The following is a 25651-nucleotide window of genomic DNA, read 5'->3' on the forward strand; positions in this document are numbered from 1 at the left end:
ATGGCTATCGACAATATTGAGAAAATAAATGAGGCACCCGAGCGGGAATCGATGGAGTTCGACGTCCTGATTGTCGGTGGTGGGCCCGCGGGGTTATCTGCAGCAATACGTTTAAAGCAGCTAGCGGCAAAGAAAGGAACAGAAATTTCGGTTTGTTTAATTGATAAAGGTGCACAGATAGGAGCTCATATTTTATCTGGTGCAGTGATAGACCCACGTGCTCTCGATGAATTGCTACCAGATTGGCAGCAAAAGGTTTCGGCTTCTTTAACACCTGTAAGCCATGACCGTTTTTTATGGCTAAAAGAAAATAAAGCGAGTCATTTACCCCTCTCTTTATTGCCAAACTGTTTGAAAAACAATGGTAATTTCATTGGTAGCTTAGGGGAGATAAGTGCTGCACTAGCCGTGGAGGCAGAAGAATTAGGTGTTGATGTTTTTGCCGGTTTTGCTGCCACAGAGGTGTTATTTGATGATAAAAACCAAGTGATAGGCGTCACAACTGGAGATATGGGGCTTGATAAATTAGGCAACCCAACACAGATGTACCAACCGGGTATGAATTTACTGGCAAAAATGACCTTTTTTGCGGAAGGGTGCCGTGGTCAGCTAGGTAAGCAATTGATAAATCATTTTAATTTAGCCACAGAGAGCGGTAAACAAACCTATGGTTTGGGGATCAAGGAAATTTGGCAAATTCCAAAAGAGCAACATCAAGCAGGGTTAGTTGTCCATTCCGTTGGCTGGCCGCTAGATAACCACACCTATGGTGGTGGCTTTGCTTATCATTATGGGGATAACTTAGTCGCAGTGGGTTTGGTGGTCGGGTTAAATTATGAAAATCCGTATTTATCACCGTTTGATGAGTTTCAACGCTTAAAAACCCATCCTGCTTTTAGTGATTTCTTATCGGGTGGAGAACGGATCAGCTATGGTGCTAGAACGATGGTGGCGGGTGGGTTAGCCGCGTTACCTGAACTAAGCTTTCCCGGAGGTGTGTTAATTGGTGATGATGCAGGTTTTCTTAATGCAGCTCGAATTAAAGGCACCCATTGTGCGGTGAAAAGTGGGTTATTAGCAGCAGAAGCTTGGTTCAGTGCTAACCAGAATGGAATGTTTGACTATTTACAGTTTAAAAAGCAATTTCGCCAGCTATTTGAAGAGAGCTGGTTATATCAAGAGCTTTATCAAACACGCAATTTCAAGCCCTATATGAAAAAAGGGTTAGTGGTTGGTTCAATGCTATTTGGTGCAGAACAACTGTTATTAAAGGGGCGTACCCCGTGGACGTTGAAATTAAAACAATCAGATCATGAAGGAATAAAGGAAGCCAAGGGTTTTACACCGATAGATTACCCAAAACCCGACGGTAAATTAACGTTTGATAAGTCTTCTTCCGTATTTTTATCGAATACTAACCATGAAGAGGAACAACCTTGCCATTTAAAACTGGCTGATATTAATGTCCCTATCCAAGTTAATTTAATGAAATATGCTGCACCCGAGACGCGTTATTGCCCCGCGGGAGTTTATGAAATTGTAGGGAATAAAAGTGAGGAAAAACTGCAAATTAATGCGCAAAACTGCCTGCATTGTAAGGCTTGTGACATTAAAGATCCGTTACAAAATATCACCTGGACTGCTCCCCAAGGAGGGGAAGGGCCTATTTATCAAGGAATGTAAAACGAATTTATTGTGATGTAGTTGTGCTTGATATTTTTTGTTTTATCAGTCGCTTTGGGGCAATTTTGCCCCATTTTTTTATTTTTGCATTAATTCTCAATTCGAGAATGTAATTTTAATTTGTAACGAGAGCCAGCTGTGATCATATTAACATAGCTAATTAGAGTGTTACCTGTCCAAGTGCGACGGCTAAGTTGTAAGCAAGGTGAGTTTTCTTTAATTGATAATGATTGAGCAATAGATTTTGTGGCTAATGCAGCTTCAATGGTATGTTCCATTTCACTGACAGGAAAATGGCGTTGCAAATAACCGCTAGGAGTTTCAGTGTCACCATATTTTTGCTTAACAAAGTCGGGCACAATGGCGTGGTTAACATAGCGTTCTTCTAACATTAAAGGAATATCGTTTTCAAAATGTAGTACTTTACAGTAGCCCACATCACTTCCTTCACTAATCCCGAGCTGTAGTGCAATTTCTGCTGATGCGGGAATAATTTTTAGTTGCAGCTGGTGGCCGCTATATTTATTACCACTTGTTGAGATCTCATCAAAAATATCAAACGCTTTTGTTACGGGAAGCTCATGTTTTTGAGTGGCGACAAATGTGCCTTTGCCCGCAATACGATGTAGGATCCCTTTTTGACTTAACTCTGAAATGGCTTTATTCACGGTCATACGGCTTACATTGAATTGAGCACATAGCTCTAATTCTGTCGGTATTTGTGTTTCAGGCTTAAAAATACCTAAATCAATACTGCGTAAAATGTAAGACTGAATTTGCTTATATGCAGGTTGTAATGTCATCGCTGTTATTCAAAATTATTGTTAAAGGAAGGAGTGGTAACATTGTTTTATTGCCACATTTCACTCACAAACTTTTTATTGAATGCAAGTTTATCAGTAATTACTGGCTTTGCTAGTAGGAGATACCTATTTCTAATGATTAACCTGAGTTAAATAGCTGTTTAAGGTGCTCGTCCTTATCTGAATTATTTAATTATAAGGTAAGTTTTACTAGGGCTATATACCTTTATTTATTATCATAATGTTAAATTTACTTAGCGAAATAGGCATTTATTCATGCGAGTTCAATATTTCCATGTCAGTCTTACTCAATGTGACTATCAAAATGTCAGCCCAATGGGAATGGTAAGATTGATTGCCTCCCAAAAAGTATTTTTCTTTAATCAAGGTGATTTTTCAAATAGTGAAATTTTTTTAGAACGCTTACAACAAGGCGATACCTTAGTTATTTGTGCAGAAGAGATGAATGATGGCAGTTATTGGGCTGAGTGGGTTTACCATGAAAAGCATGGTCGACTTGAGCCAGATAGAACCATTAGTTTTAATCGCTCACTAGGAAAACAGTATTTAATTTCGTTAGCCTTAATGGCCCTGATACCTGCAGTGTATTACTGTTTTATTAATGCAGATGATAGCTTCTTAATGATTATCTTAGTCTCACTTTTAGGTTGTGCTGCCTTTGGTGGAATAGTTTTGTTTGCTCTTGCACTGGCCGAGACTAAGCATATTTTAAGTCCAAAACGAAAATCAATTTTAAAAGCGTTGGATTTAGTTATTGATGGGCAATATCAAAAGAGTGAACAAGAGCAACAAATTGAAATTTTAGGAATTAAAAGCTCAAAAAATAAAGCCAATAAATTACGTAAATCAGTAGATAACTATCGTGATAAAGCGTCATTACTCGTCACCCGTGGGAAGGTTAATATTACATCAACCCTTAGCTTAACTGTTGCGAGAGGGGATGCAGAACAAAAGCTCAATCATGTTGGTTTGCAGATTAATAAAAGCCATATGGATGTTCTAATTTCAGCAAATGAACCCTTATTCAACAACCACAATCTATTTATTGCTCAAGGTGATGAACTTGAAGTTTTTCATAAAAATATCCAAGCGCATTCAAAAGAGCAGGTCATTTTTGGTATTTACAATCACCAAGACGGGCTTGCCTATAGCTTGATTGGTAAGGGGGCTCCTCAAGAACGAGGTTTTTATTTCGGGCTGTGGGGGGGCATTTGCTTACTTTTAATGTTCTTTGTCTTTATGGCCGGAGGGTTATCAATTTCTGAAACCCTAGAGAAAGGTGGATATTGGGATTATTGGGACTGGGTTAATATTGTGGATACAGGTGTGCTATTTATCAGTTTCGCAGTAACGATTTTATTTGGTATCAGTTTTCTTATTGCTTTGTGCGTGGCGATATATTTTAAATTATCTCAGCGTGGAAATGGGTATTATCAAGCGCAATATATTTTGAAGCATCTACGTCGTAAGAATGGCCAAACGGATTATGTGACGGAGGTGCGCTCATGAACCCATTTCTGAGTAAACGTTTTCTCTTTTTGGCTTTGGTGTTTGTATTAAGCCTCGCTTTCACTTTTATTATTTTTATTCGTACTGGTACGGTTGATTGGCAGTGGAAAAACCATAATGAAAATAGCTTCCCGATTGGTAGTTATGATTTTGCAACAACATTTCCAGCAGAAAATGGGATGTTAGTTATAGCTCAAAAAAGTGGCCGCTCTAATTATTATTACTCGTCTTATAATACTTATATGCCTTCAAGTGAATATGATAACCAGATTTTATTTGCAGATAATAATGGCGTGCATTTTATTACTTATAGCGATCAAAGTTTTTATAATGCAGTCTGTGAAAGAAAACAGTGTTTAATGATGTTCAGTGATGGCTATCAAAAAATTAACTTAACTGATTTTTCAGTGAGTGAATTTACACCTTGGAGTAAAAAAACTGGCAAGCTATTTTCAACGTTGATTATGGGAAAAATCTACTTATCTAAAAGCTCTCCTTTCTATGTTGTTGCGGATAATGAAAATATTTTTATCAGCGCTGATAAAGGAATGACATGGGAACATTTTATGAATGTTCGTGATTTAGCTAAATCATTATTCCCTGAAGAAATTGAAGGTAATTCAAATTTTTCCTATGCAACATATCGAGATAAAATCGTAATGTGGTACAGCTATGGTAATCAAATGGGCTCATTAGAAGTTATCATGGATATCCCGACTAAGCAGGTTATTAGTAGCAAATGGTTGCCTGTTAGAATTAATGAAGCTGCACAAAATCTTAAAGGCGATATTTTTGTGGTTGCTCAAGAGCCTTCACGTCGTTTGTTTTCTTTGATGCAATTTCATACAAATGGTCATTTTGAAGTAATCGCAGAAAGCGGTTATAACCACTTGAATAGCTTAAACGTTGGAAATCAAGGGTTGATTGTTTCGAATTCAATTAGAGGTTCACAACAATATCTAATGATGGATTTTGTAACAAAAGAGATCAGTTATCGTCCTGAATTTCCTTTGTATAACAAAATATACAATATGGCGGACCAATCCTTGATTGAAATAGAAAGTACTTATTCAAATGAAAGTGCGCTGACTAAAGGAGCACAAGTTTCTTATCAATCATTGCATTGATGCGTAAAGATGATTTAGTGTGTTCTCATTCAATAAGGATAGGGTTTTCCCTATCTTTTTTGTTATTGTTATTTAAAGGTTAAGCTAATACTAAAATAGGTATAGTTTGCAGTTTAAGGAGAGGAAGAGTACGTTTTAATGATAGACTAAAAATAGATAAAAATTAAACGATTTTAACTCATTATATGGAAGTAAGTTGTATAATTAGAAATATATAATAAAAATAAAAGAAATGTAGTTAATAATATATAGTATTAACTATAGATGATGATATTCAATATCATCATTAAAGATTACTAGCTAATTATTCTTTATAGATGTATTAATATTTAATCAACCATTTGATTAAATATTAGTAAACCTTGGTTACTTTATGAGTATTGCAGTCATTAAAAAACAAACTAAATGTCAGATAAAAAATAAGTAAGATTGACTAGACCCTACTTTTCATTTAATGCAAAATAGCAATGCAAAATTAATTCTAATTCTAATTTTATTTTAATTGAGATAGCTAAATGAATATATCCAAAATCAGCATTGCATCTATTCTTATTGCAAGTGCATTATTAAGTGGTTGTGCTAAAGAATCTTCTCGTTCTTTAGCCGTAGAAAAAGTTGCGACATATAATACTCAATATTCAGGCCCAAAAAGCCCAATATCAATAGGGAAATTTGATAATCGTTCTAGTTATATGAATGGCATTTTCTCTGATGGGGTTGATCGTTTAGGTAATCAATCTAAAACCATTTTGATGACACATTTACAGCAAACGGGTCGTTTTAATGTATTAGACCGTGCAAATATGCAAGAACTTAAAGAAGAAGCTGGTATTAAAGGTCAGTCGCAACAGTTAAAAGGTGCAACTTATGTAATTACTGGTGATGTTACTGAATTTGGACGAAAAGAAGTTGGGGATCGCCAGTTATTCGGTATTTTAGGTCGTGGTAAATCACAAGTAGCGTATGCCAAAGTCAATTTAAACGTTGTTAATGTTCAAACATCTGAAGTGGTCTTTTCTTCACAAGGTGCTGGTGAATATGAATTATCAAATAGAGAAGTGATTGGTTTTGGTGGCACTGCCAGTTATGACTCAACATTGAATGGTAAAGTATTAGATTTAGCAATTAGGGAAGCGGTAAATAACTTAGTTTCTGGTATAGAAAGTGGTGCATGGCAGCCAGCTAAATAAGGAAATACGATGAAAATTAAATTATTGGCTATGGTAGCCGGCGTAATTTTATTAAATGGCTGCGCTAATGAACCCAAACCACTATATAACTGGGATGGTTATCAAACAACGGTCTACCAATATTACCAACAAACAGAAACTGGCCCTCAAGAACAAATTCAAGCTTTGAAAAAGAATTTGGAAATGAGCAAAGCAAAAGGTTTAGCAACTCCGCCAGGGTTGCATGCGCATTTAGGGTTATTGTATTCAACAACTGGAGCGGTTGATCTTGCAATGCAAGAATTTACTGCGGAAAAAGCATTGTATCCAGAATCTGCGGCTTACATGGATTTTCTCATGAAAAATAAAGGAAAAGTAAAATGAAACATTTACTTATAGTCTGCGGATTGGTGATGACATGGTTATTAACGGGATGTGCTCAGCCAACTAAAGTTGATTACACGGCATTTAATCAAAGTAAGCCTAAAAGTATTCTGGTGCTATTACCACAAAACAGTTCACCAGAAGTACAAGCAAGTCATGGTTTATTATCACAAGCGACTCTTCCTTTAGCTGAGGCTGGCTACTATGTTTTCCCTGTTGCTGTTGTTGAGGAAACATTTAAGCAAAATGGGATGACAAATGCAGGTGACATTCAAGCTGTTCCACCTGCAAAATTGCGCGAAATTTTTGGTAATGATGCCGTACTTTACTTGAATATCACTGAATACGGTACAAGTTATCAGGTTATTTCTAGTGATACTCGTGTCACTGCGGATGCGAAATTGGTTGACGCTAGAACAGGAACGTTATTATGGAGTGGCTCAGCGACTGCATCTAGTGCTGAAAATAATTCCTCGTCAAATGGTATTATTGGGGCGTTAGTATCTGCTGTTGTTAACCAAATCGTAGATACAATGACAGATAAAAGCTATGCAATTGCAGGTATAACAAGTGTCAGGTTATTATCTGCAGGTAAGCCTAATGGTATCTTATATGGGCCTAGATCGCCTAAATATGGTAAAGATGCTCAGTAATTATTAATTATTGAATAATGGGCGAAATAGAATAAAATATTTTGCCCATTTTATTTAAGTTAAATATTATTTAAGTGAAATTAACTTATTTAATTATCGTATTACATTGTTTATACGTTTTTTTAATTGGGATGATTAAACTAAAAATAATAATATTAAACTCTTATTTAATATATGAGTTAATACTGTGACTTGAATCAAGTTGTTCTAGTCTATCTCACTAATAGTGTGATATAGGTACAATATTATGACAATAGCGATTACTTTGGTAACCCAACTGTTATATATATAATAATAGTCGGTTGTACTAATTCCTCGTTGATAGGAGTCATAGTATGTTCTTGTTAAACGAATCACTTATATCAAGGTATTTCTTCTATATGAAGAAATGGTTCAATATTGATATTTCTTTAGCCTTCTTCTTTCCAAACAAATAACCTTTCTCTTTTCCTTTCTTAAAATTTTTTTAACTTATTTAACTATAGGTTAGATCTCTAATATTTATTATTTAATGAAAAATTAAAGGTATTATCATGGCTAAAAGAATTGTAGAACCATTCCGTATTAAAATGGTAGAAAATATCCGTATTCCATCAAGAGAAGAACGTGAAGCGGCGTTAAAAGAAGCGGGATATAACCCATTCTTATTACCAAGTAGTGCAGTTTATATTGATTTATTAACTGACTCAGGCACCAATGCGATGAGTGACCACCAATGGGCAGCAATGATCACCGGTGATGAGGCATATGCAGGATCTCGTAACTATTATGATTTAAAAGATAAAGTGAAAGAGATGTTTGACTATGATTATGTCATTCCTGCTCACCAAGGTCGTGGTGCTGAAAATATGTTATTCCCTGTTTTATTAAAAGTAAAACAGGAACAAGGTGGAGCTAAAAAACCGGTCTTTATTTCTAATTTCCACTTTGATACAACAGCAGCTCATGTTGAATTAAACGGTTGTAAAGCAATTAATATTGTTACCGAAAAAGCCTATGACTCGGATACTTACGATGACTGGAAAGGCAATTTTGATATCCAAAAATTAAAAGATAATATTGCTGAGCATGGTGCAGAAAACGTAGTCGCAATTGTATCTACTGTAACTTGTAATAGTGCAGGCGGTCAGCCAGTATCAATGGCGAATTTGAAAGAAGTTTATGAAATAGCTAAACAGCATAATATCTTTGTTGTCATGGATTCTGCACGTTTCTGTGAAAATGCGTATTTTATTAAAGAGCGCGACCCTAAATATAAAAACTCGACTATTAAAGAAATTATTCTTGATATGTATAAATATGCTGATGCATTAACGATGTCAGCGAAAAAAGACCCATTATTAAATATTGGTGGGTTGGTTTGTATTAAAAATGACGAGAAAATCTTTACGTTGGCAAGACAACGCTGTGTACCAATGGAAGGCTTCGTGACCTATGGCGGTTTAGCGGGTCGTGATATGGCTGCAATGGTACAAGGTCTTGAAGAAGGGGCTGGAGAAGAATATCTACATTATCGTATTGGCCAAGTTAAATATTTAGGTGACCGCTTACGTGAAGGTGGAATTTCAATTCAATATCCTACAGGGGGACATGCCGTATTTGTCGATTGTAAAAAGCTGGTTCCTCATATTCCTGGTGATCAGTTCCCTGCCCAAGCGGTGATTAACGCACTTTATTTAGAATCAGGTGTCCGTGCGGTTGAAATTGGCTCATTTTTATTAGGGCGTGATCCTGAAACTGGTAAGCAAAAACACGCAGATATGGAGTTTATGCGGTTAACCATTGCAAGACGTGTTTATACCAATGACCATATGGATTACATTGCAGATGCTCTGATTGGTTTAAAAGATAAATTTGCAACCCTCAAAGGGCTGGATTTTGAATATGAACCGCCAGTATTAAGACACTTTACTGCTAGATTAAAACCAATTAAATAATAGGTCGCTCGTATGGTTCCCGTGCAATGCGGGAACCTCATCCTTATTCTTAAGGTAAACACCATGAATAATTCGGCAGCCAAAAAAGAACCCTCCATAATGGTAGGGGGTTTTGTGCTAGGCGGTGCCATGATTGGGGCGGGGATGTTTAGCTTGCCTACTATTATGGCTGGAGCTTGGTTTATTAACTCTGTAGTTATCTTGTTAGTTGTTTGCTTTTTTATGTTTCATTCAGGGATTTATATTTTAGAATGTATATCGAAATATGGAGCAGGAACGAATTACTTTTTTATCTCTAAAGAATTATTACCCAGATGGGCATGCTATATTGCAAATATGGCATTAATATTTGTACTCTACATACTAATTTATGCCTATATATCAGCAGCAGGTTCAGTGATTAAAGAAGCTGCCGCCATTTACGGATACAATATTAATTTAAGATTAATATTTATTATTTTTACATTAATTCTAGGTGCGAGCATCTGGTGGAGTGGCGTAGGGGCAAGTCGTCTAACATCATTATTTTTATTCATTAAAATAATTCTATTTATTTTAGCTTTCTCCGGTTTATTTTTTATCGTAAAAACAGATTTACTATTAACTTCCCCCGTTGAAGGAGGACAAACAGCGTTATTACCTTTTGTTTTTATTATTATTCCTTATGCAATTACTTCTTTTGGTTATCATGGGAATGTTTGTAGCTTGTATAAGCTGTATCATGAGAATGAAAGAAAGGTCGTTAAAAGTTGTGTTATCGGTTGTGTATTGGCATTGGTGCTCTATTTTCTCTGGATCATGGGGACAATGGGAAATCTGCCGCGGGCAGAGTTTTTAACAATAATTAATAAAGGTGGTAATTTAGATGCTTTTATTGAATCACTATATGCGGTACTGAATAGCAAAAATATTGCGACATTCTTACTGTGGTTCTCTATTAGTGCTGTATTTTGTTCATTCTTAGGTGTTGCAATTGGGTTATTTGATTACATTCTTGCTTCGTTGAATTTTAAGGACAACCCATCAGGTAGAATGAAATCTGCATTATTATGCTTCTTGCCTCCTCTTATTCTTTGCATGTTATTCCCAAATGGTTTTTTAATCGCAATAGCATATGCAGGCATGGCTGCATGTATCTGGGCGATTATTTGCCCTGCAGTTATGGCATTAAAGGTAAGAGAGCGTTTTCCTGATTCGAGATTCAAAGTGTGGGGCGGAAAAGGGTTAATCTATGCCGTTATCGCCTTTGGAGTAGTCGGCATTATTTGCCAATTGTTAGCGCAGTTTAATTTGTTACCGATATACCGTTAATTTTTCAAAATACAAGCTGTAAAATAACTGCAAAGGTACAGTGAGGGTTCGCTGTACCTTTTTTCTATCCAACGATATGGCGGATTGTAGGCTAATATTGAAATATAACGGTTTTTTTAAAGTACATTTTAATATTTTGACCTTGATAAATAATGGGTTTAAAGGCCATTTTTTTAATTGCTTTAACCGCTTCTTCTCTAAAACCTAAATCAGGAATTTTGTTATTTAGTATTTCAACGGATTCAATTTGACCATCTAATCCAACTAATAACCGAATTTGCACTTTAACAACTTTTGTATAGCCTAAGGAACGAGCCTCTTTCGGATACCTAGGAGCCGCATCCTGTAAAATTGTATAGGAAATACCACTCGAACCGAGTGCGGTATAGCTGCCATCACCATTAGCAGCAAATTGGCTATTACCAGATAATCTATTATTCCCTTTACCACTTTGACCACTTTCTGAAGCTGATGGGCTTGTGGAAGATTGATTTTCAGCAGTTGAATGGAGTGGTATTTCTTTAGCTGCTTCTTGTGAGCCTTGCTGCGTTTCATGGCTTATCTTATTGGCAATAAGTTGATTTTCTGTGTTATTTTTAGTGTTATTGTTCAGTAGCTTACTTTGTTCTTTTGGCTTTTTCCCTTGTACGGACTGACTGATTTCCGGTTTTGTTTTTTCTTTTGTTTTTTGTGTGAGTAAAGGCGATTCAACCGTGTTATCAACGGGAATATTCACAGGAATCAATGAATTTTTAAGTTGAGTTTTTGAAGGTATTTTACTTTCATTAGGTTGAGACTTGCTCATCTGCTTCTGTTGGGAAGCAGCTTCAGCCTTTGAAGGGGATTCTGATATAACTTCATGTGATTGCACTTGTTTTTTATTACTCTGCTCTCCTGTGCCCCCTGAGGAGCCCATTTGTCCCCCTAGAGATAGAGTTATCGTTTCCATACCCTCGACTATAGGTATCGCCCTACCTGTTTGTAGGGCGATAAACATAATGGCAATAATATGGATAACGAGTGACAGTGCTAAAGCAAGTTTATAACGAATAGTCACTGAAACATTTCCTGTTTTAATTAATAGGTAGCTTTAATGCCTGCAAAAAATGAGCGCTCATTTCCAGGAATTAATGAGCCATAACCTGCGGTAACATAGTCGTAGTAAGTTTTGTTCATTAAGTTAGTGACCCCGCCATATAATTCGATGTGTTCAATCGGCGCGTAACGAACACTGAGGTCAATGAGTTCACGTGATTTAACTACGCCATCTTCTTCTTTATTGGCATCAGAAAGGAAATTATTGTACGAACCATAATAGGTATACTGAATGTCTCCCGATAAATCATCGGTAAAATCGTATTTTACTTTTAGTTTAACGGAGTGCTCTGGCACTTTAGTTAAACCACTTTTCGTGTAATCAATGGTATTTTTGCCGTTTTCTTCCAAAAATTGGCGGCCATGATTGTTATAATCAGAACGTCCTCTGAGCCATGAATATGATTCTTGGAAGGTGAAATTACCGAGCGTTTGTTGGAAGTCAACATCGGCTCCCCAACGGCGAGTTTTCAACAAATTCATTGTCTTCGCATCATTGACACTAGTGAGATAAATACGATTTAGCTGGTTATTCGTATTAGATGTCCAGAATGTGATATTGACAGTACTAAATGCTAATTTATCTCTTAAACCGATCTCAAATAAGTCATATTTCTCATCTTCGGCCTTAGTCGGAGTATAAATTTTCTCACCATTAACGACAGATTGGTCGCTGATTTGCAAGCCATCGGGAAGGGTGTAGCCTCGTTCATATCGCCCATAAATTCGGCCAGTATCGCGATAAAGGTAAGCAAGAGAAAGTTCAGCTGCCGTATTCCAACGGTCTGAAGTGCCAGACCCATTTACTGTGCCACTTTTATCAAATGACCATTCCGACAATTCACGTCTCAACCCTTGGGTAAATACAAATTGATCTGATTTAAGACTGTTAAGAGCATAAATTGCCTTTGTTGTTTTATCATAATCAAAATTATGAGGAACCCCATAATATCGGCCTTTACTATCTTTTTTATAGCTCCCAATATAATGAATAGAAGCCTTTTGTTTGGCATAATCTACGCCAAAAAGTAGATTGCTATCATCGAGATAGCCGATATCTAATTTGATTTTTGTTCCGTGGCTTTTTTGATTAACTTTTTGTTCCCAGTTGGCATTATTAGTATAAAAACCATCAGTGTAGAAAACATCTGTAGCAAAATTGAGTTTTTCCGTAAATGCATTTTGGTAACTTAAATTATAGCTATCGACTTCGCGGTCACCGATCAAATAACCACTGATCGTTTTTTTAATTAGTTTACCATTCTCATCAATACCGACAGTGACGGTTTTGTCTGGTGGAACGTAGTCTTTACCATACTTTTTGATATTACGTGATGTGAGCGTTTTTATGTACTGAGAACTTTCAGTGAGATGACTTCCTCTCAACATGAGGCTTTGATCTGGAGTCAGATCCCATCTACCGCCTAGTGAATAATATTCTGAATTACGGTAGGTATCTTTATAGTAAAGATCACGGTTTAGTTTACTGGCAGTACCTAAAATTGAAAAGGTATCACTCACCCGAGCTCCCAAATTAGCATTTAAGCGATATCCTTCTGAGTTCCATTCAGATAAAACACTTGTTTTGGGATTAGCCATACTTCTCAGGTTTGACGTTATATTAATGACTCCACCTGCAGTCCCTGAGCCGTAAATAACGCTTCCGCCACCGGGAATGATTTCAATACGCTCAAGTTGTTCAACGGGAATAATATCGTAGTTAGTGGTATAAGGGTGATTTGCTAATGTGGTAATTGGAGCCCCATCAAGTAACACTTGTAGGTTACGTTGTGAGGTTTCAGCCCCTTGCCCCCGCAAGTCTATGTTGCCCTGCCCAGAGGTATCGACACTAATACCAGGAACAGATTTAAGCACATCAGAGATTGTGCGGTTTCCTTTGCCTTGAATATCTTCTTTTGAAATAACAATAATTTGCTTGGTATCTCGTAAACGTTCAATTTCAACATAGTCAGGTCGTGCATAGCTATCTTGTAGCTCAATTGCATCAGCAGCTTCTTGAAGCTGTGGTGATTCAAGCTCTTTATTGGTTGCATGAGTCGTAAAAGAAAGTGTCGATAACATAATGAAACAAATAAAATTTGGCTTAAATTTAACCATATTGTTTCCAACGGAGGAAATGTTTTTCATTGGAGTAGGCTTGCCTTTTGTAATGATAATGCAAATGATAATCAATCTTATTATATTGTTATTGATTTCAAGATCAATTAATTTAAAACAATTTATAATATGGCTAATTATTTGATTTAAGTGGAAATAAATTGTTGACTTAGGCGGTATATCTTACTGAGTGGATAGTAACTTTTACGCTAGGTTAGGTGTGAAAATAGAGATAGGGGGACATTTACTCAGGTTGGATGCTCTCATTTAGCGATCTACTTCAAATTACTCAAATTAATTTCAAATTTTTAATTTTCTCTGATTCCCAAAATCAAATAGTAACCCTCTTGAAATGTAAGTATTTTTACTTATATCGAGTGCTGGTTAATCAAATCTAGGGATTAAAATATTTTTCTATAGCGCCGATAAAGTTAAATATTGTCAGATTATCCCACCAAAAGAGAAATTCTATGCAGAAACTTCGAAATTACTCAATTCGCACTGTGGTCTTCGTATTATTAAGTATTTTGTGTCTGATCTTGGGTGGAACGAATGTATACAGTGGTTGGTCATTATCACGCATTGCTGATGGAAATGATATTGATAGGCAATTGGTGCAACAAATGACCGTTCTTAGTCAAGGAAATGATCAGTATTTTCGTTTTGTCACACGACTAACTCGAGTCATGGAAAGTAAAAGCCAAGGGAAAGATGTGGATTATGCCCCTGTAAAAGAAGCGATGTCCAATATGGGGAAATATTTAGAGCAAATGAAGTCGATTTCTCCTGGACCGATGGATCCTGAAGTATCAGATTTGGTGATCAATAATTGGCAATCACTGCTAGATGATGGCGTCACGCCTCAACTCGCATTGAGTATGGACAACGATTCGGACAAATATTTAGCGCATGCCCATAATGTAACACCTGCATTAAGCCGAGCTTTTGGCGCTTCAATTCAGCAATTTAATCAGACGGCTGATGAATTGATCAGCCATACTCGGCAGAATGTCGATAGCGTGATAGATATTACACAAGTGGTCATGATCGTTACAGCTATATTAGGGATCTTCATGCTCATTTTTACGGATCGCTATATGGCAGAGATGATGCAAAAACCATTAGGGCTACTGAGGCAACATTTTACTCAAATTGCGAAAGGGGATTTAAGCCATCCTGTACAGCCGTTCGGAAATAGCTGTGTAGGAAAATTATTTCCAATACTTGAAGGGATGAGAAAAGATTTAAGTGAATCGGTCAATACAATCCGACAAGGAAGTGAAAATATTTATCTGGGGGCAAGTGAGATTTCAAACGGTAATAGCGATCTTTCATCTCGAACAGAAGAGCAGGCCGCCGCTTTAGAAGAGACGGCTGCGAGTATGGAGGAAATTACCGCTGCAGTTCAACTGAATATGGAAAACACACACCAAGCTAATCAATTAGTAGGCGAAGCGTTCGTGGTCGCTAATAAAGGGAATAGCATTGTTGATTCTGTTGTCGTGACCATGACTGAAATCTCCCAAAGCTCACAAAAAATAGCAGATATTATCAACATGATTAACGATATTAGTTTTCAAACGAATATCTTAGCGCTCAATGCTTCTATCGAAGCGGCTCGTGCTGGTGTGCATGGACGCGGTTTTATGGTAGTCGCTGCAGAAGTGCGCAAGTTAGCGAGCCACAGTGCGGAAGCCGCGATGGAAATTGAACGGCTAATTGCCGATTCAGGAGCTTGCGTTCAGAAAGGAACGGGTTTGGTGAATGAAATGGGAAAAACGATGGAGAATATCTTACAGGGAATTAATGAGGTAACAGCAATTATGGAGCAAATCACCGTGGCTTCAGAAGAGCAGAGCAAAGGAATAGCCCAAGTTGGAGTCGCGATTACACAGATGGACGGCGTTACACAGCAAAATGCCTCTTTAGTTGAACAAGTGGCAACTGCAGCTAGTTCATTAGCGGGGCAAACGCAAGAATTACAACAAGCGGTTCAGCAGTTTAATTTATCCACACAAACGGTCTAGCACATTATTTTTTGCAAATAAAAAGCCCTCACTGCATCACAGTGAGGGCTCACAAAAACACTGCATTAACCGACTAGGATTAGTTCATGCCGTATTTTTTCAGTTTCTTACGCAGAGTGCCGCGGTTGATACCCATCATCAGGGCTGCACGGGTCTGGTTTCCACGGGTATATTGCATAACCATGTCCAACAAAGGCTGTTCTACTTCAGCCAATACCAGCTCATATAAATCATTAACATCTTGATTATTTAATTGAGCAAAATAGTTCTTCAGTGCTTGCTTAACTGAGTCACGTAACGGTTTTTGAGTTACTTGATCTTGTGAATTTACAGTAGCAACGGTTAGTACGTCAGAATTTACGCGTTGTTCGAACATAGTTCTGTCAGCTCTTATCTTTATTTACGCAAAAATTTTCAAAAAATGCTTCCAACACCTCCAGCTGTTCGCTGGCATCCTCAATGGTGTTGAATGAGCGCCGAAACTGGTCATCAGGTGCATGTTCTTTTAAGTACCAAGAAACATGTTTGCGCGCTATACGGGCTCCTTTGCCTTGACCGTAAAAGTCGTGCAATTCCTGTACATGCGCTAGCATAATACGCTTTACCTCTGCCATTGGCATTGGTGGCAATATTTCACCTGTGTCCAGATAATGCTGGATTTCCCGGAAGATCCAGGGTCTTCCCTGAGCCGCTCTGCCTACCATCAAGGCATCCGCCCCTGTGTAGTCTAAAACAGCTCTGGCTTTTAGCGGGTCAGTAATGTCGCCATTGGCAATAACCGGAATGGTAACAGTCTGCTTAACTGCCCGAATATTGTCATATTCAGCTTCCCCATTAAACAGACAGGCTCTAGTTCTGCCATGAATAGTGAGAGCTTGAATGCCGCAATCTTCGGCCAATTTGGCAATCTCTATGCAGTTTCGCTCTTCAGGTGACCAGCCTGTGCGGATCTTAAGGGTGACAGGCACATCCACTGCTTTGACGACACCTTCAAGAATCGATTTAACGATGTCTGGATAGCGTAGTAGTGCAGAGCCTGCAAGCTTACGATTCACTTTTTTAGCTGGACAGCCCATGTTGATATCGATGATTTGAGCGCCACTCTCAACGTTGATTTGAGCCGCGGCAGCCATTTCATCGGGATCATTGCCAGCTATTTGCACGGAACGAACCCCAAGTTCATCGCGATGAACCATTCTGAGTCTAGATTTGTCGGTCTTCCAAACTTGAGGATTAGAAGAAAGCATCTCTGATACTGTCATCCCAGCACCCATGTCATAACAGAGCGACCTAAACGGTTTATCTGTAATGCCTGCCATGGGGGCAGCAATAAGACAGTTTCTCAACTGATATTGTCCGATTCGCATAACTAAATGGGGGCCATACTGTGACTGCAAGGGCGCGTATATTACGCATTTTTTACGAGATATGAAAGGACAAACTTTGAGCAAACGGTTATTTATCACTAATTTTTTTATCTTGCATCTCTGCAATTATAAAATTAGTTATATTTAACAAATAGTTAATTAGATATTATAACGATTTATTAAAATAACTGTTGTGCTGTTCAAATCTCGTGCAGAACAGATTATCGCCAGCTATTGAGCAATATTTGAGCTATAAGATAATCTATTCTGGCGTTGTTTTCAAAGAAATTATTCTCTAATTTTAATAAAAAAACTCATTAAAAATGCTTGACACCCGTAATCCTGCACCATTCTTCTTTTTCAGCAACAGGGTCGATTTCAAAAGTTGAACGATAAGCGTCAGCCACTCCTTCTGCTTGAGTGGCGAGCACGCCAGAAAGACCTAATAACCCACCTGGGCGGGGTAGCACGCTAATCATAGGGGCGAGCTCACGCAATGGGCCTGCAAGGATGTTAGCAACCACGACATCAGCTTGTAAGTCATTAGGCTGGTCTTTTGGTAGGTATAGGGATAAACGCTCTGAAACACCGTTACGTTGCGCATTATCGCGGCTTGCAGTGATAGCTTGAGGGTCGATGTCGATTCCGATCGCATGAGCGGCACCTAATTTTAATGCGGCGATCGCTAAAATCCCAGATCCGCAACCAAAATCGATCACAGTTTTACCTTCTAGATCAAGGCCATCTAACCATTGGAGGCACAATGAGGTGGTTGGATGCGTGCCAGTACCAAAAGCGAGGCCAGGATCTAACATTACGTTGACTGCCGTTGGATCGGGCACATCGCGCCAACTTGGGCAGATCCACAAGCGTTCCCCAAAGCGCATCGGATGAAAGTTATCCATCCATTCTCTTTCCCAATCTTTGTCTTCTAATTGTTCGATTTTATGGATAAAACCTGGACTCAATATCGGACTATTTTCTAGTTGAGCGACGACAAATTTCATGTCGGTTTCTGCGTCATATAGACCGATAACATCGGTGTCACCCCAAAGGCGCGTTTCCCCCGGAAGCGGCTCAAAAACAGGAGTATCGTGGCTGTCTTGAAAGGTGACAGACACAGCACCGCTTTCGATTAACTCATCGCCAAGGGCTTCGGCATCTTTTGCGGTTGAGTTTATTTTGATTTGTATCCAAGGCATTGTTTTTTCTCTTCTAAAATGCTCGTCATTCTTCACGCCATAGCGTTGTTGGCTGCGCTCACTAACCCTAGTCACATACTGGTGTATGCTCCTAGGGATTAGCTCGTTTGCCGCCTATCTATGACGCGAATTATCTAGAGCATTGCATTTGTTCATTTACATTAGGTAACGCCAAATTCACCTATCAGTAGATAGGAATCAGTGAGTGCTAGTTACCTGTTCGTTTGCTGGTGATTGTACTGGATTTTTGCCAAAAAGATTACCTAGAAGGAAGGCAATAAGACTAAAAATCAGTGATGGGACGATAGCGTGAAAGCCCATGATTTCAATTTTAAAACTTGCCAATATGGCATAACTGACGCCTCCGATGACCATACCACTGATAGCACCTGTTCCATTGGCTTTTTCCCAGTAGAGCCCGAGGACTAATGGCCACAAGAAAACAGCTTCTAAACCACCAAAAGCCAGTAAATTCAGCCAGATAATCATCTGAGGCGGGTTCCATGCTGCAACTAAAAGCAATGCACCTAAGACCAAAGTGGAAAGGCTAGAGATCCGTGCAAGACGCTTTTCATTTTTGATTTGTGTTGGCATGGTATTCAGATAGATATCTTTTACGATGGTTGCCGAGGACTGTAGTAGTTGTGCGTTGATCGTTGACATAATTGCGGCCATCGGTGCCGCTAAGAAAATTCCCGCTGCAAATGGTGGTAGAACTTGTACCATCAAAGTAGGGATCACTTGGTCTGGGATTGTGAGGTCAGGTAAAATTGCACGACCGAGAGCTCCCGCAAAGTGCATACCAAACATCAGTATCGCCATGACGATGGTTCCCAAAATAATACCTCGATGAACTGCTTTACTGTCTTTATATGAAATACAACGTACCGCAGTATGAGGTAAACCAATCACCCCAAAACAGACTAAAACCCAAAACGAAGCTAAAAATGGCCCGCTTAAAATGTCATCTGCACCTTCAGGCGAAACCAATTTTGGGTCTATGGTATGCATTTTTTCTATGGCTGCGGGTAAACCACCTGCATGGTAAATAATTGCAACCAGCAGGATCACCGTACCTAAAAGCATCACTAGGCCTTGCAGTGCGTCATTCAGGACGCTGGCTCTAAACCCACCAATTGCGGTATAGAGTGCGATAGATACCCCAAAAATTATTAACCCGTAAGTATATGGAATACCTGCTGCTGTTTCTAATAAGCGCGCACCACCAATAAATTGCACTGTCATCGCGCCAAAAAAGGCAATGAGTAGGCTAACACTGGCAAACCACACTAAAAACCGACTTTGGTAGCGTGCATACAGCATATCGTTGAGTGTAACGGCATTATAGCGACGCGCCAAAATAGCAAATTTTTTACCTAGCACGCCGAGGGAAAGCCAAATCGCGGGGAGTTGGATCATCGCCAATAGCACCCAACCTAGGCCATATTTATAGGCAGCTCCTGGTCCTCCAATAAAAGAACTCGCACTGATATAGGTTGCTGTGATGGTCATCGCAAGGACAAAGCCGCCCATTGAACGATTACCTAAAAAGTATTCATTTAAAAACTCGCCTTTTGTTCGTTTTTTATATGCATAAATGGATAGCAAAAAGACGAGAGCTAGGTAGCCGACGAGAGGCAGGAGAACTTCAATCTGCATCATTCTCCTCCAAAGAGATGTCTTTAAAAATCAGTTTAACCATCATAATGCAGAGCAAAATAAAAATGATGGGTAAGATGAGACAAGACCATTCAAACCACAGTGGTAGCCCTGTAATTCCAAGCGTGTTGTCCGGTAGGTAGGCACTAATAACCCAGCCGACCAGATAGGCGATAGTCAAATAAAATGACCAGCGCGCTTCTTTATTTGATTGAAGAAAACGTTTATCCACCCGTTATTCCCCTTCATTCCCATAAAAATAATCAGCAATTGTACGATAATCTGTGGACTGAGTGTGGAAAAATACCAGAAGAAAAGTGCACTAAAGCGTATTTAACACAAAAAAATACCGTAACGCAGGGCGTTACGGTATCGATTGACGATAAGTTAAACAGGTTATCGCTGACTTATTCAGCAATACCCAGTTTTTTCTCTAAATAGTGGATATTAGTTCCACCTTTTTGGAAGTTTTCATCGTTCATAATCATTTGGTGCAATTCAATATTGGTTTTAATACCATCGACGATTAATTCGTTTAACGCATTTTTCATACGAGAAATAGCGATTTCACGAGTTTCACCATAGGTAATTAATTTACCAATCATTGAGTCATAATACGGAGGTACAGTGTAGCCTGCGTAAATATGAGATTCCCAACGTACGCCAAAACCACCAGGTGAGTGGAAACGGGTGATTTTACCCGGGCTTGGGATGAAAGTATTCGGGTCTTCTGCGTTGATACGGCACTCAACAGCATGGCCATGCACCACGATATCTTCTTGCTTCACAGATAATGGTAACCCAGAGGCAACACGCAGTTGCTCTTTAATTAAGTCTACACCAGTGATCATTTCAGTTACTGGGTGTTCAACTTGAATACGGGTATTCATTTCAATGAAGTAGAACTCACCGTTTTCGAATAAAAATTCGAAGGTACCTGCACCGCGATAACCGATTTCAATACATGCATTAGCACAGCGCTCACCGATATTACGGCGAATTTCAGGCGTAATACCCGGTGCTGGTGCTTCTTCAACCACTTTTTGGTGGCGACGTTGCATTGAACAGTCACGCTCAGCCAAGTAAACTGCATGGCCTTGGCCATCAGCCATGACTTGAATTTCAATATGACGTGGGTTTTCAAGGAATTTTTCCATGTAAACCATATCATTATTAAAAGCGGATTTCGCTTCGGCACGTGTCAGGTTGATCGAAGATTCTAAATCTTTCTCATTGCGTACCACACGCATACCACGACCACCACCACCACCAGATGCTTTGATGATGACAGGGAAGCCGATACGTTTTGCGATGGCTTTATTTTTTTCAGTGTCGTTCCCTAATGGGCCATCAGAACCCGGAACACAAGGTACACCGGCTTTTTTCATCGCGTTAATTGCAGAAACTTTATCACCCATTAGGCGGATGGTTTCAGCTTTTGGACCGATAAAAACAAAACCAGAGTTTTCAACTTGTTCTGCAAAATCTGCGTTTTCAGCCAAGAAACCATATCCTGGGTGAATCGCTTGAGCACCTGAAATTTCCGCTGCGGAAATAATCGCAGGGATATTTAAGTAACTTTTCGCTGATGCTGCTGGGCCGATACAAATTGTTTCATCAGCCAGTAACACGTGTTTTAGATCGCTATCTGCCGTAGAGTGAACCGCTACTGTTTTGATGCCGAGTTCTTTACAGGCACGCAAAATACGTAATGCGATTTCTCCGCGGTTAGCAATAACAATTTTTTCCAGCATGGAAACGCCTCGTTATTCGATGACAACTAATGGCTCGTCAAATTCTACTGCATCACCGTTTTGCAACAGAATGGCTTTAACAACGCCTGCTTTATCTGCTTCGATTTGGTTCATCATTTTCATCGCTTCAACGATGCAAAGTGGGTCACCAACGCTGACCGTTTGACCAATCTCAACGAATGGTTTCGCTTCAGGGCTTGGCGCGCGGTAGAAAGTACCGACCATTGGTGAGCGAACCTGGTGACCTGCAACTGCAGCAGGTGCAGCTGGCGCTACCATAGCTTCAGATGGTGCAACCGCATTAGCCAGAGCAGGTTGTTGTGCAACCGGTGCTGAGTAATATTGTTGAGGTGCAGCCATAACCTGGGAAGCAGGTGAAACGCGGCTGATACGTACTGACTCTTCACCTTCAGAAATTTCCAGTTCAGAAATGCCAGACTCTTCGACCAGCTCGATCAGCTTTTTAATTTTACGAATATCCATGGATATGATTCCGTACTCTTATATTTGGATTGAATTAATTAGGCGCAGACGGTTAACCGCTGCCTGTAAAGCAAAACTATAACCATCAGCACCTAGACCACAAATTACACCGATTGCTTTATCGGAGAAATAAGAATGTTGGCGAAATGATTCCCTAGCGTGCACATTAGACAAGTGGATCTCGATAAACGGGATACTCACCGCGAGTAATGCATCACGTAGTGCAACACTGGTATGCGTGAATGCAGCCGGATTGATGAGAATAAAATCAACATCATGACGTGCAGCATGAATTTTATCGATTAGTTCAAATTCTGCGTTTGACTGAAAATGACTCAATTTTACCCCTAACTGGCTAGCCTCTGACTCCAGCTTGGATACGATATCGGCAAGAGTTTGGTTGCCGTATTTATCGGGTTCCCGTGTACCTAGCAGGTTTAGGTTTGGCCCATTCAAGAGTAAAATGTGAATATCTTCTGCCATTATGCTGCTAACTCCGACGATATTATCAATAGCCCGACAACATAACGCGATGCTAAGCGTTTGTCATCTTTTATCATAAAAATAAATGGATTTTCTACTGACAAGGTTCGTCATTATAATTATTTCGTGACATATAGCAGCAAAATACTGGTCTTATCAGAGAAAATACCCGAATTTATTTTAGAAAATGTGCGGTAATCCCTATTTAGGCGAAAGTACCGCAATAAATTGGTGACTAACCTCGCAGGTTAACTAGCGTACGCCCAGTCACTTCATTTTTTAAGAGTTTTTTTGCATATTCGACAGAATCTTCTAATTTAATCTCATTGCTGACTTGCTCATAGAAAGACGGAGGTAGAAGTTCCGCGAGTCGTTGCCATACTTTAGGGCGATTTGCGGCAGGGTAGTAAACCGAATCTACACCTTGTAGGCGGACATTACGTAAAATAAATGGCATGACACTGGTTGGTAAGTCGAAGCCACCCGCTAAGCCGCAGGCGGCAACAGTCCCATTATAGTGTGTTTGCGCAAGAAGATTAGCGAGTAATTCACCACCTACTGTATCAATCGCACCCGCCCACAACTGTTTGTCTAATGGTTTAGCAGGATGAGTGAAATCACTACGAGGTAATACCCTCTTGGCACCTAAACTTTGCAGGTAGCTGCTGTTTTCTTCACGACCTGAAATCGCGACAACCTCATAACCTAATAAAGAGAGTAATTGCACGGCAGTACTACCTACACCACCGCTTGCACCACTTACGATGACTTCGCCTTTATCAGGAGTCACACCAGCTTCTTCTAGGGCATTTACGCAAAGCATTGCTGTAAAGCCGGCGGTGCCAATAACCATCGCTTGTTTTAAGGACAAATTTTCTGGAAGAGGGGTTAAATACTTTGCGGGGACTCTTGCTTGAGAGGCTAACCCGCCCCAATGCGTTTCACCCACCCCCCATCCAGTCAGTAGTACATGTTGGCCAACTTGGAAACGAGGGTCTTCACTGTGGTGGATCACACCTGAAAAATCGATACCAGGTACCATCGGGTATTGGCGAACAACGCCCGCTTTTCCACAAATAGCTAATGCATCTTTATAATTAAGTGTAGACCAATAAATATCGACTATAATATCTCCGGCTGGAAGCATTTCTGTAGTTAATGGTTGAATGCCAGAGACGATTTTTTCGTCAGTTTGTTGTAGGACGAGAGCTTTCATCTTTCACTCCTATATAATGATTAAATATGTATTTTGAAAATGACTAAAATTTGAGTGTATTTCATTGACGTAGTAACAGTATTTAAGCTATTAATATTGTAATTAATTTGTAAAAATTTATTTTTTTCTGGCATAAATAGGCTTTTATCATGCAAAATATCGCATCTTGACGGATTCATTTTGCATATTGACATAAATTTGCCGCGTTTCTGGTAGATAATAGAGCGAACACTCAGCGAATTCACCCAATTTGTATTGGAAATAGCCAGTGTGTAGCAATAATAAAAAGAACTAAATAATATTTGAACTTGTTGCCATAATAACTTGTCACACTGGGAAGAAAAAGATGGAGTATATAACAACCAAAGAATAGGTGTTTTTTTGTGTGTTTTTATCCTGTAGGTAAATAATACAATTAATATCTGTTTTTGGGGTTTTTATCTGCTTCGTTTAGATAAGAAGCATGTACAGTACGGTACGTGAAAAATAGATGAATTAACCATATTTTAGAAGCAGCTCATTAACGCCTTGAGACCGCTTCAAGTGGTTGGTAGAGTAGACGGGTTTAAATTCGTCCCCAGCTTGCAGGATAACTCTTTCGTTATGTTTAAAAAATTTCGTGGCATGTTTTCTAATGACTTGTCTATTGACTTGGGTACGGCCAATACCCTTATTTATGTCAAAGGACAAGGCGTAAAATTAAATGAACCCTCTGTAGTTGCTATTCGTCAAGACCGCTCTGGATCGCCAAAAAGCGTTGCTGCTGTCGGTGGTGAAGCGAAGCAGATGCTGGGACGTACACCAGGTAATATTTCGGCAATCAGGCCAATGAAAGACGGTGTTATCGCCGACTTTTTCCTGACTGAAAAAATGTTGCAACACTTCATCAAACAAGTTCATAGCAACAGTTTTTTACGCCCAAGTCCGCGAGTCCTTGTTTGTGTCCCTGTTGGTGCAACACAAGTTGAACGTAAAGCCATTCGTGAGTCAGCGTTAAGTGCGGGCGCACGGGAAGTCTTCTTAATTGAAGAACCTATGGCCGCAGCTATTGGTGCCGGGTTACCTGTATCAGAAGCAACAGGCTCAATGGTTGTTGATATTGGTGGTGGTACTACAGAAGTCGCTGTTATTTCGTTAAATGGCGTTGTTTACTCTTCATCTGTACGCATTGGTGGTGACCGTTTCGATGAGTCCATCATTAACTATGTACGTCGTAACTATGGCTCACTGATAGGTGAAGCGACAGCAGAACGCATCAAGCATGGAATTGGTTCTGCATTCCCAACAGATGAAGTTTACGAGATTGAAGTTCGCGGCCGTAACCTTGCGGAAGGTGTACCACGCGGATTTAAGATGAACTCCAATGAAATTTTAGAAGCATTGCAAGAACCGCTTACAGGAATTGTCAGCGCAGTCATGCTAGCACTTGAACAGTGTCCTCCTGAATTGGCCTCAGATATCTCAGAGCGCGGTATGGTCTTAACCGGTGGTGGCGCGCTTCTTCGTAATTTAGATCGCTTATTGATGGAAGAAACTGGTATCCCAGTTATCGTTGCTGAAGATCCTCTAACTTGTGTCGCTCGTGGTGGCGGTAAAGCGTTAGAAATGATTGATATGCACGGTGGCGACCTGTTTAGCGAAGACTAAATG

General features: G+C 39.3%; 22 protein-coding genes. 10 read left to right on the forward strand and 12 right to left on the reverse strand.

Features of this window, described 5'->3' with window-relative positions; translation table 11 throughout:
• Positions 1–1683, forward strand: coding sequence for an electron transfer flavoprotein-ubiquinone oxidoreductase (locus tag SJ312_RS17435; protein ID WP_319868146.1), 1683 nt, complete (start codon positions 1–3; stop codon positions 1681–1683).
• 89 nt (positions 1684–1772) lie between these two features.
• Here SJ312_RS17435 and SJ312_RS17440 read toward each other — a convergent pair whose 3' ends face one another.
• Complete coding sequence (locus SJ312_RS17440; protein WP_004258469.1) at positions 1773–2486, reverse strand: UTRA domain-containing protein; 714 nt, start codon at positions 2484–2486, stop codon at positions 1773–1775.
• A gap of 276 nt (positions 2487–2762) precedes the next feature.
• On the opposite strand from SJ312_RS17440, the gene SJ312_RS17445 reads away from it, so the two are divergent.
• From SJ312_RS17445 to SJ312_RS17475, 7 genes are all read left to right on the forward strand, one after another.
• The gene (locus SJ312_RS17445) at positions 2763–4016 is read left to right on the forward strand and encodes a hypothetical protein (RefSeq protein WP_165119765.1); all 1254 of its coding nucleotides are present in this window, start codon (positions 2763–2765) and stop codon (positions 4014–4016) included.
• Positions 4013–5143: a hypothetical protein gene (locus tag SJ312_RS17450; protein WP_110591205.1), complete on the forward strand. Its 1131-nt coding sequence runs from the start codon at positions 4013–4015 to the stop codon at positions 5141–5143. The genes SJ312_RS17445 and SJ312_RS17450 overlap by 4 nt, the downstream gene beginning before the upstream one ends.
• Positions 5144–5658: 515 nt before the next feature.
• Positions 5659–6333 carry a CsgG/HfaB family protein gene (locus SJ312_RS17455; protein ID WP_094961482.1) on the forward strand — a complete coding sequence of 225 codons (675 nt, stop codon included), beginning with the start codon at positions 5659–5661 and terminating at the stop codon, positions 6331–6333.
• A gap of 9 nt (positions 6334–6342) precedes the next feature.
• Positions 6343–6696 (forward strand): DUF4810 domain-containing protein, encoded by a 354-nt coding sequence (locus SJ312_RS17460; RefSeq protein WP_094961483.1) that lies wholly within the window; start codon positions 6343–6345, stop codon positions 6694–6696.
• Positions 6693–7349, forward strand: a complete 657-nt coding sequence (locus SJ312_RS17465) for a DUF799 domain-containing protein (protein WP_094961484.1) — start codon at positions 6693–6695, stop codon at positions 7347–7349. Before SJ312_RS17460 ends, SJ312_RS17465 begins: the two co-directional genes overlap by 4 nt.
• 533 nt (positions 7350–7882) lie before the next feature.
• On the forward strand, positions 7883–9286 hold the full coding sequence (locus tag SJ312_RS17470; RefSeq protein ID WP_004908186.1) for a tryptophanase: 1404 nt from the start codon (positions 7883–7885) through the stop codon (positions 9284–9286).
• A gap of 63 nt (positions 9287–9349) precedes the next feature.
• Complete coding sequence (locus SJ312_RS17475; protein ID WP_036958033.1) at positions 9350–10597, forward strand: aromatic amino acid transporter; 1248 nt, start codon at positions 9350–9352, stop codon at positions 10595–10597.
• A gap of 91 nt (positions 10598–10688) precedes the next feature.
• Here SJ312_RS17475 and SJ312_RS17480 read toward each other — a convergent pair whose 3' ends face one another.
• On the reverse strand, positions 10689–11654 hold the full coding sequence (locus SJ312_RS17480; RefSeq protein ID WP_319868147.1) for an energy transducer TonB: 966 nt from the start codon (positions 11652–11654) through the stop codon (positions 10689–10691).
• Positions 11655–11674: 20 nt separating this feature from the next.
• Complete coding sequence (locus tag SJ312_RS17485; protein WP_319868148.1) at positions 11675–13810, reverse strand: TonB-dependent receptor; 2136 nt, start codon at positions 13808–13810, stop codon at positions 11675–11677.
• Between the two features lie 470 nt (positions 13811–14280).
• Here SJ312_RS17485 and SJ312_RS17490 point away from each other — a divergent pair, with 470 nt between their 5' ends.
• Positions 14281–15837 carry a methyl-accepting chemotaxis protein gene (locus tag SJ312_RS17490; protein WP_110591208.1) on the forward strand — a complete coding sequence of 519 codons (1557 nt, stop codon included), beginning with the start codon at positions 14281–14283 and terminating at the stop codon, positions 15835–15837.
• A gap of 79 nt (positions 15838–15916) precedes the next feature.
• On the opposite strand, the gene fis is transcribed toward SJ312_RS17490, so the two are convergent.
• The 9 genes from fis to SJ312_RS17535 form a co-directional block, all read right to left on the reverse strand.
• Positions 15917–16213 (reverse strand): DNA-binding transcriptional regulator Fis, encoded by a 297-nt coding sequence (gene fis, locus SJ312_RS17495; protein WP_004258438.1) that lies wholly within the window; start codon positions 16211–16213, stop codon positions 15917–15919.
• Positions 16214–16220: 7 nt separating this feature from the next.
• Positions 16221–17204, reverse strand: a complete 984-nt coding sequence (dusB, locus tag SJ312_RS17500; RefSeq protein ID WP_004258432.1) for a tRNA dihydrouridine synthase DusB — start codon at positions 17202–17204, stop codon at positions 16221–16223.
• 317 nt (positions 17205–17521) lie between these two features.
• Positions 17522–18406, reverse strand: coding sequence for a 50S ribosomal protein L11 methyltransferase (prmA, locus tag SJ312_RS17505; protein ID WP_036958031.1), 885 nt, complete (start codon positions 18404–18406; stop codon positions 17522–17524).
• Positions 18407–18604: 198 nt separating this feature from the next.
• Positions 18605–20065, reverse strand: a complete 1461-nt coding sequence (gene panF, locus SJ312_RS17510; protein ID WP_036958029.1) for a sodium/pantothenate symporter — start codon at positions 20063–20065, stop codon at positions 18605–18607.
• Positions 20055–20297: a DUF997 family protein gene (locus tag SJ312_RS17515; RefSeq protein ID WP_004258419.1), complete on the reverse strand. Its 243-nt coding sequence runs from the start codon at positions 20295–20297 to the stop codon at positions 20055–20057. Before SJ312_RS17515 ends, panF begins: the two co-directional genes overlap by 11 nt.
• A gap of 175 nt (positions 20298–20472) precedes the next feature.
• A complete protein-coding gene (accC, locus tag SJ312_RS17520; RefSeq protein WP_004258411.1) occupies positions 20473–21819 on the reverse strand; it encodes an acetyl-CoA carboxylase biotin carboxylase subunit in 1347 nt (448 codons plus the stop codon).
• Between the two features lie 12 nt (positions 21820–21831).
• Positions 21832–22302 carry an acetyl-CoA carboxylase biotin carboxyl carrier protein gene (gene accB / locus SJ312_RS17525; protein ID WP_004258405.1) on the reverse strand — a complete coding sequence of 157 codons (471 nt, stop codon included), beginning with the start codon at positions 22300–22302 and terminating at the stop codon, positions 21832–21834.
• Positions 22303–22320: 18 nt separating this feature from the next.
• Complete coding sequence (aroQ, locus tag SJ312_RS17530; protein WP_004258402.1) at positions 22321–22785, reverse strand: type II 3-dehydroquinate dehydratase; 465 nt, start codon at positions 22783–22785, stop codon at positions 22321–22323.
• A 235-nt stretch (positions 22786–23020) separates the two neighbouring features.
• On the reverse strand, positions 23021–24001 hold the full coding sequence (locus SJ312_RS17535) for an oxidoreductase (protein WP_110591209.1): 981 nt from the start codon (positions 23999–24001) through the stop codon (positions 23021–23023).
• A 603-nt stretch (positions 24002–24604) separates the two neighbouring features.
• Here SJ312_RS17535 and SJ312_RS17540 point away from each other — a divergent pair.
• Positions 24605–25648: a rod shape-determining protein gene (locus SJ312_RS17540; RefSeq protein WP_004908213.1), complete on the forward strand. Its 1044-nt coding sequence runs from the start codon at positions 24605–24607 to the stop codon at positions 25646–25648.
• Positions 25649–25651 lie beyond the last annotated feature (3 nt).

The sequence above is a fragment of the Providencia sp. CIM-Carb-044 genome (assembly GCF_033901115.1).
In the GTDB taxonomy this organism is placed as follows: Bacteria; Pseudomonadota; Gammaproteobacteria; order Enterobacterales; family Enterobacteriaceae; genus Providencia; species Providencia hangzhouensis.

Bases quoted from the DNA above. Each gene is read 5' to 3' on its own strand.
- aroQ (WP_004258402.1), bottom strand. From the start codon at position 22,785: ATGGCAGAAGATATTCACATTTTACTCTTGAATGGGCCAAACCTAAAC.
- SJ312_RS17455 (WP_094961482.1), top strand. From the start codon at position 5,659: ATGAATATATCCAAAATCAGCATTGCATCTATTCTTATTGCAAGTGCA.
- panF (WP_036958029.1), bottom strand. From the start codon at position 20,065: ATGCAGATTGAAGTTCTCCTGCCTCTCGTCGGCTACCTAGCTCTCGTC.
- SJ312_RS17465 (WP_094961484.1), top strand. From the start codon at position 6,693: ATGAAACATTTACTTATAGTCTGCGGATTGGTGATGACATGGTTATTA.
- SJ312_RS17435 (WP_319868146.1), top strand. From the start codon at position 1: ATGGCTATCGACAATATTGAGAAAATAAATGAGGCACCCGAGCGGGAA.
- SJ312_RS17475 (WP_036958033.1), top strand. From the start codon at position 9,350: ATGAATAATTCGGCAGCCAAAAAAGAACCCTCCATAATGGTAGGGGGT.
- SJ312_RS17535 (WP_110591209.1), bottom strand. From the start codon at position 24,001: ATGAAAGCTCTCGTCCTACAACAAACTGACGAAAAAATCGTCTCTGGC.
- SJ312_RS17450 (WP_110591205.1), top strand. From the start codon at position 4,013: ATGAACCCATTTCTGAGTAAACGTTTTCTCTTTTTGGCTTTGGTGTTT.
- SJ312_RS17445 (WP_165119765.1), top strand. From the start codon at position 2,763: ATGCGAGTTCAATATTTCCATGTCAGTCTTACTCAATGTGACTATCAA.
- SJ312_RS17470 (WP_004908186.1), top strand. From the start codon at position 7,883: ATGGCTAAAAGAATTGTAGAACCATTCCGTATTAAAATGGTAGAAAAT.
- SJ312_RS17485 (WP_319868148.1), bottom strand. From the start codon at position 13,810: ATGGTTAAATTTAAGCCAAATTTTATTTGTTTCATTATGTTATCGACA.
- accB (WP_004258405.1), bottom strand. From the start codon at position 22,302: ATGGATATTCGTAAAATTAAAAAGCTGATCGAGCTGGTCGAAGAGTCT.
- dusB (WP_004258432.1), bottom strand. From the start codon at position 17,204: ATGCGAATCGGACAATATCAGTTGAGAAACTGTCTTATTGCTGCCCCC.
- accC (WP_004258411.1), bottom strand. From the start codon at position 21,819: ATGCTGGAAAAAATTGTTATTGCTAACCGCGGAGAAATCGCATTACGT.
- SJ312_RS17490 (WP_110591208.1), top strand. From the start codon at position 14,281: ATGCAGAAACTTCGAAATTACTCAATTCGCACTGTGGTCTTCGTATTA.
- prmA (WP_036958031.1), bottom strand. From the start codon at position 18,406: ATGCCTTGGATACAAATCAAAATAAACTCAACCGCAAAAGATGCCGAA.
- SJ312_RS17440 (WP_004258469.1), bottom strand. From the start codon at position 2,486: ATGACATTACAACCTGCATATAAGCAAATTCAGTCTTACATTTTACGC.
- fis (WP_004258438.1), bottom strand. From the start codon at position 16,213: ATGTTCGAACAACGCGTAAATTCTGACGTACTAACCGTTGCTACTGTA.
- SJ312_RS17460 (WP_094961483.1), top strand. From the start codon at position 6,343: ATGAAAATTAAATTATTGGCTATGGTAGCCGGCGTAATTTTATTAAAT.
- SJ312_RS17540 (WP_004908213.1), top strand. From the start codon at position 24,605: ATGTTTAAAAAATTTCGTGGCATGTTTTCTAATGACTTGTCTATTGAC.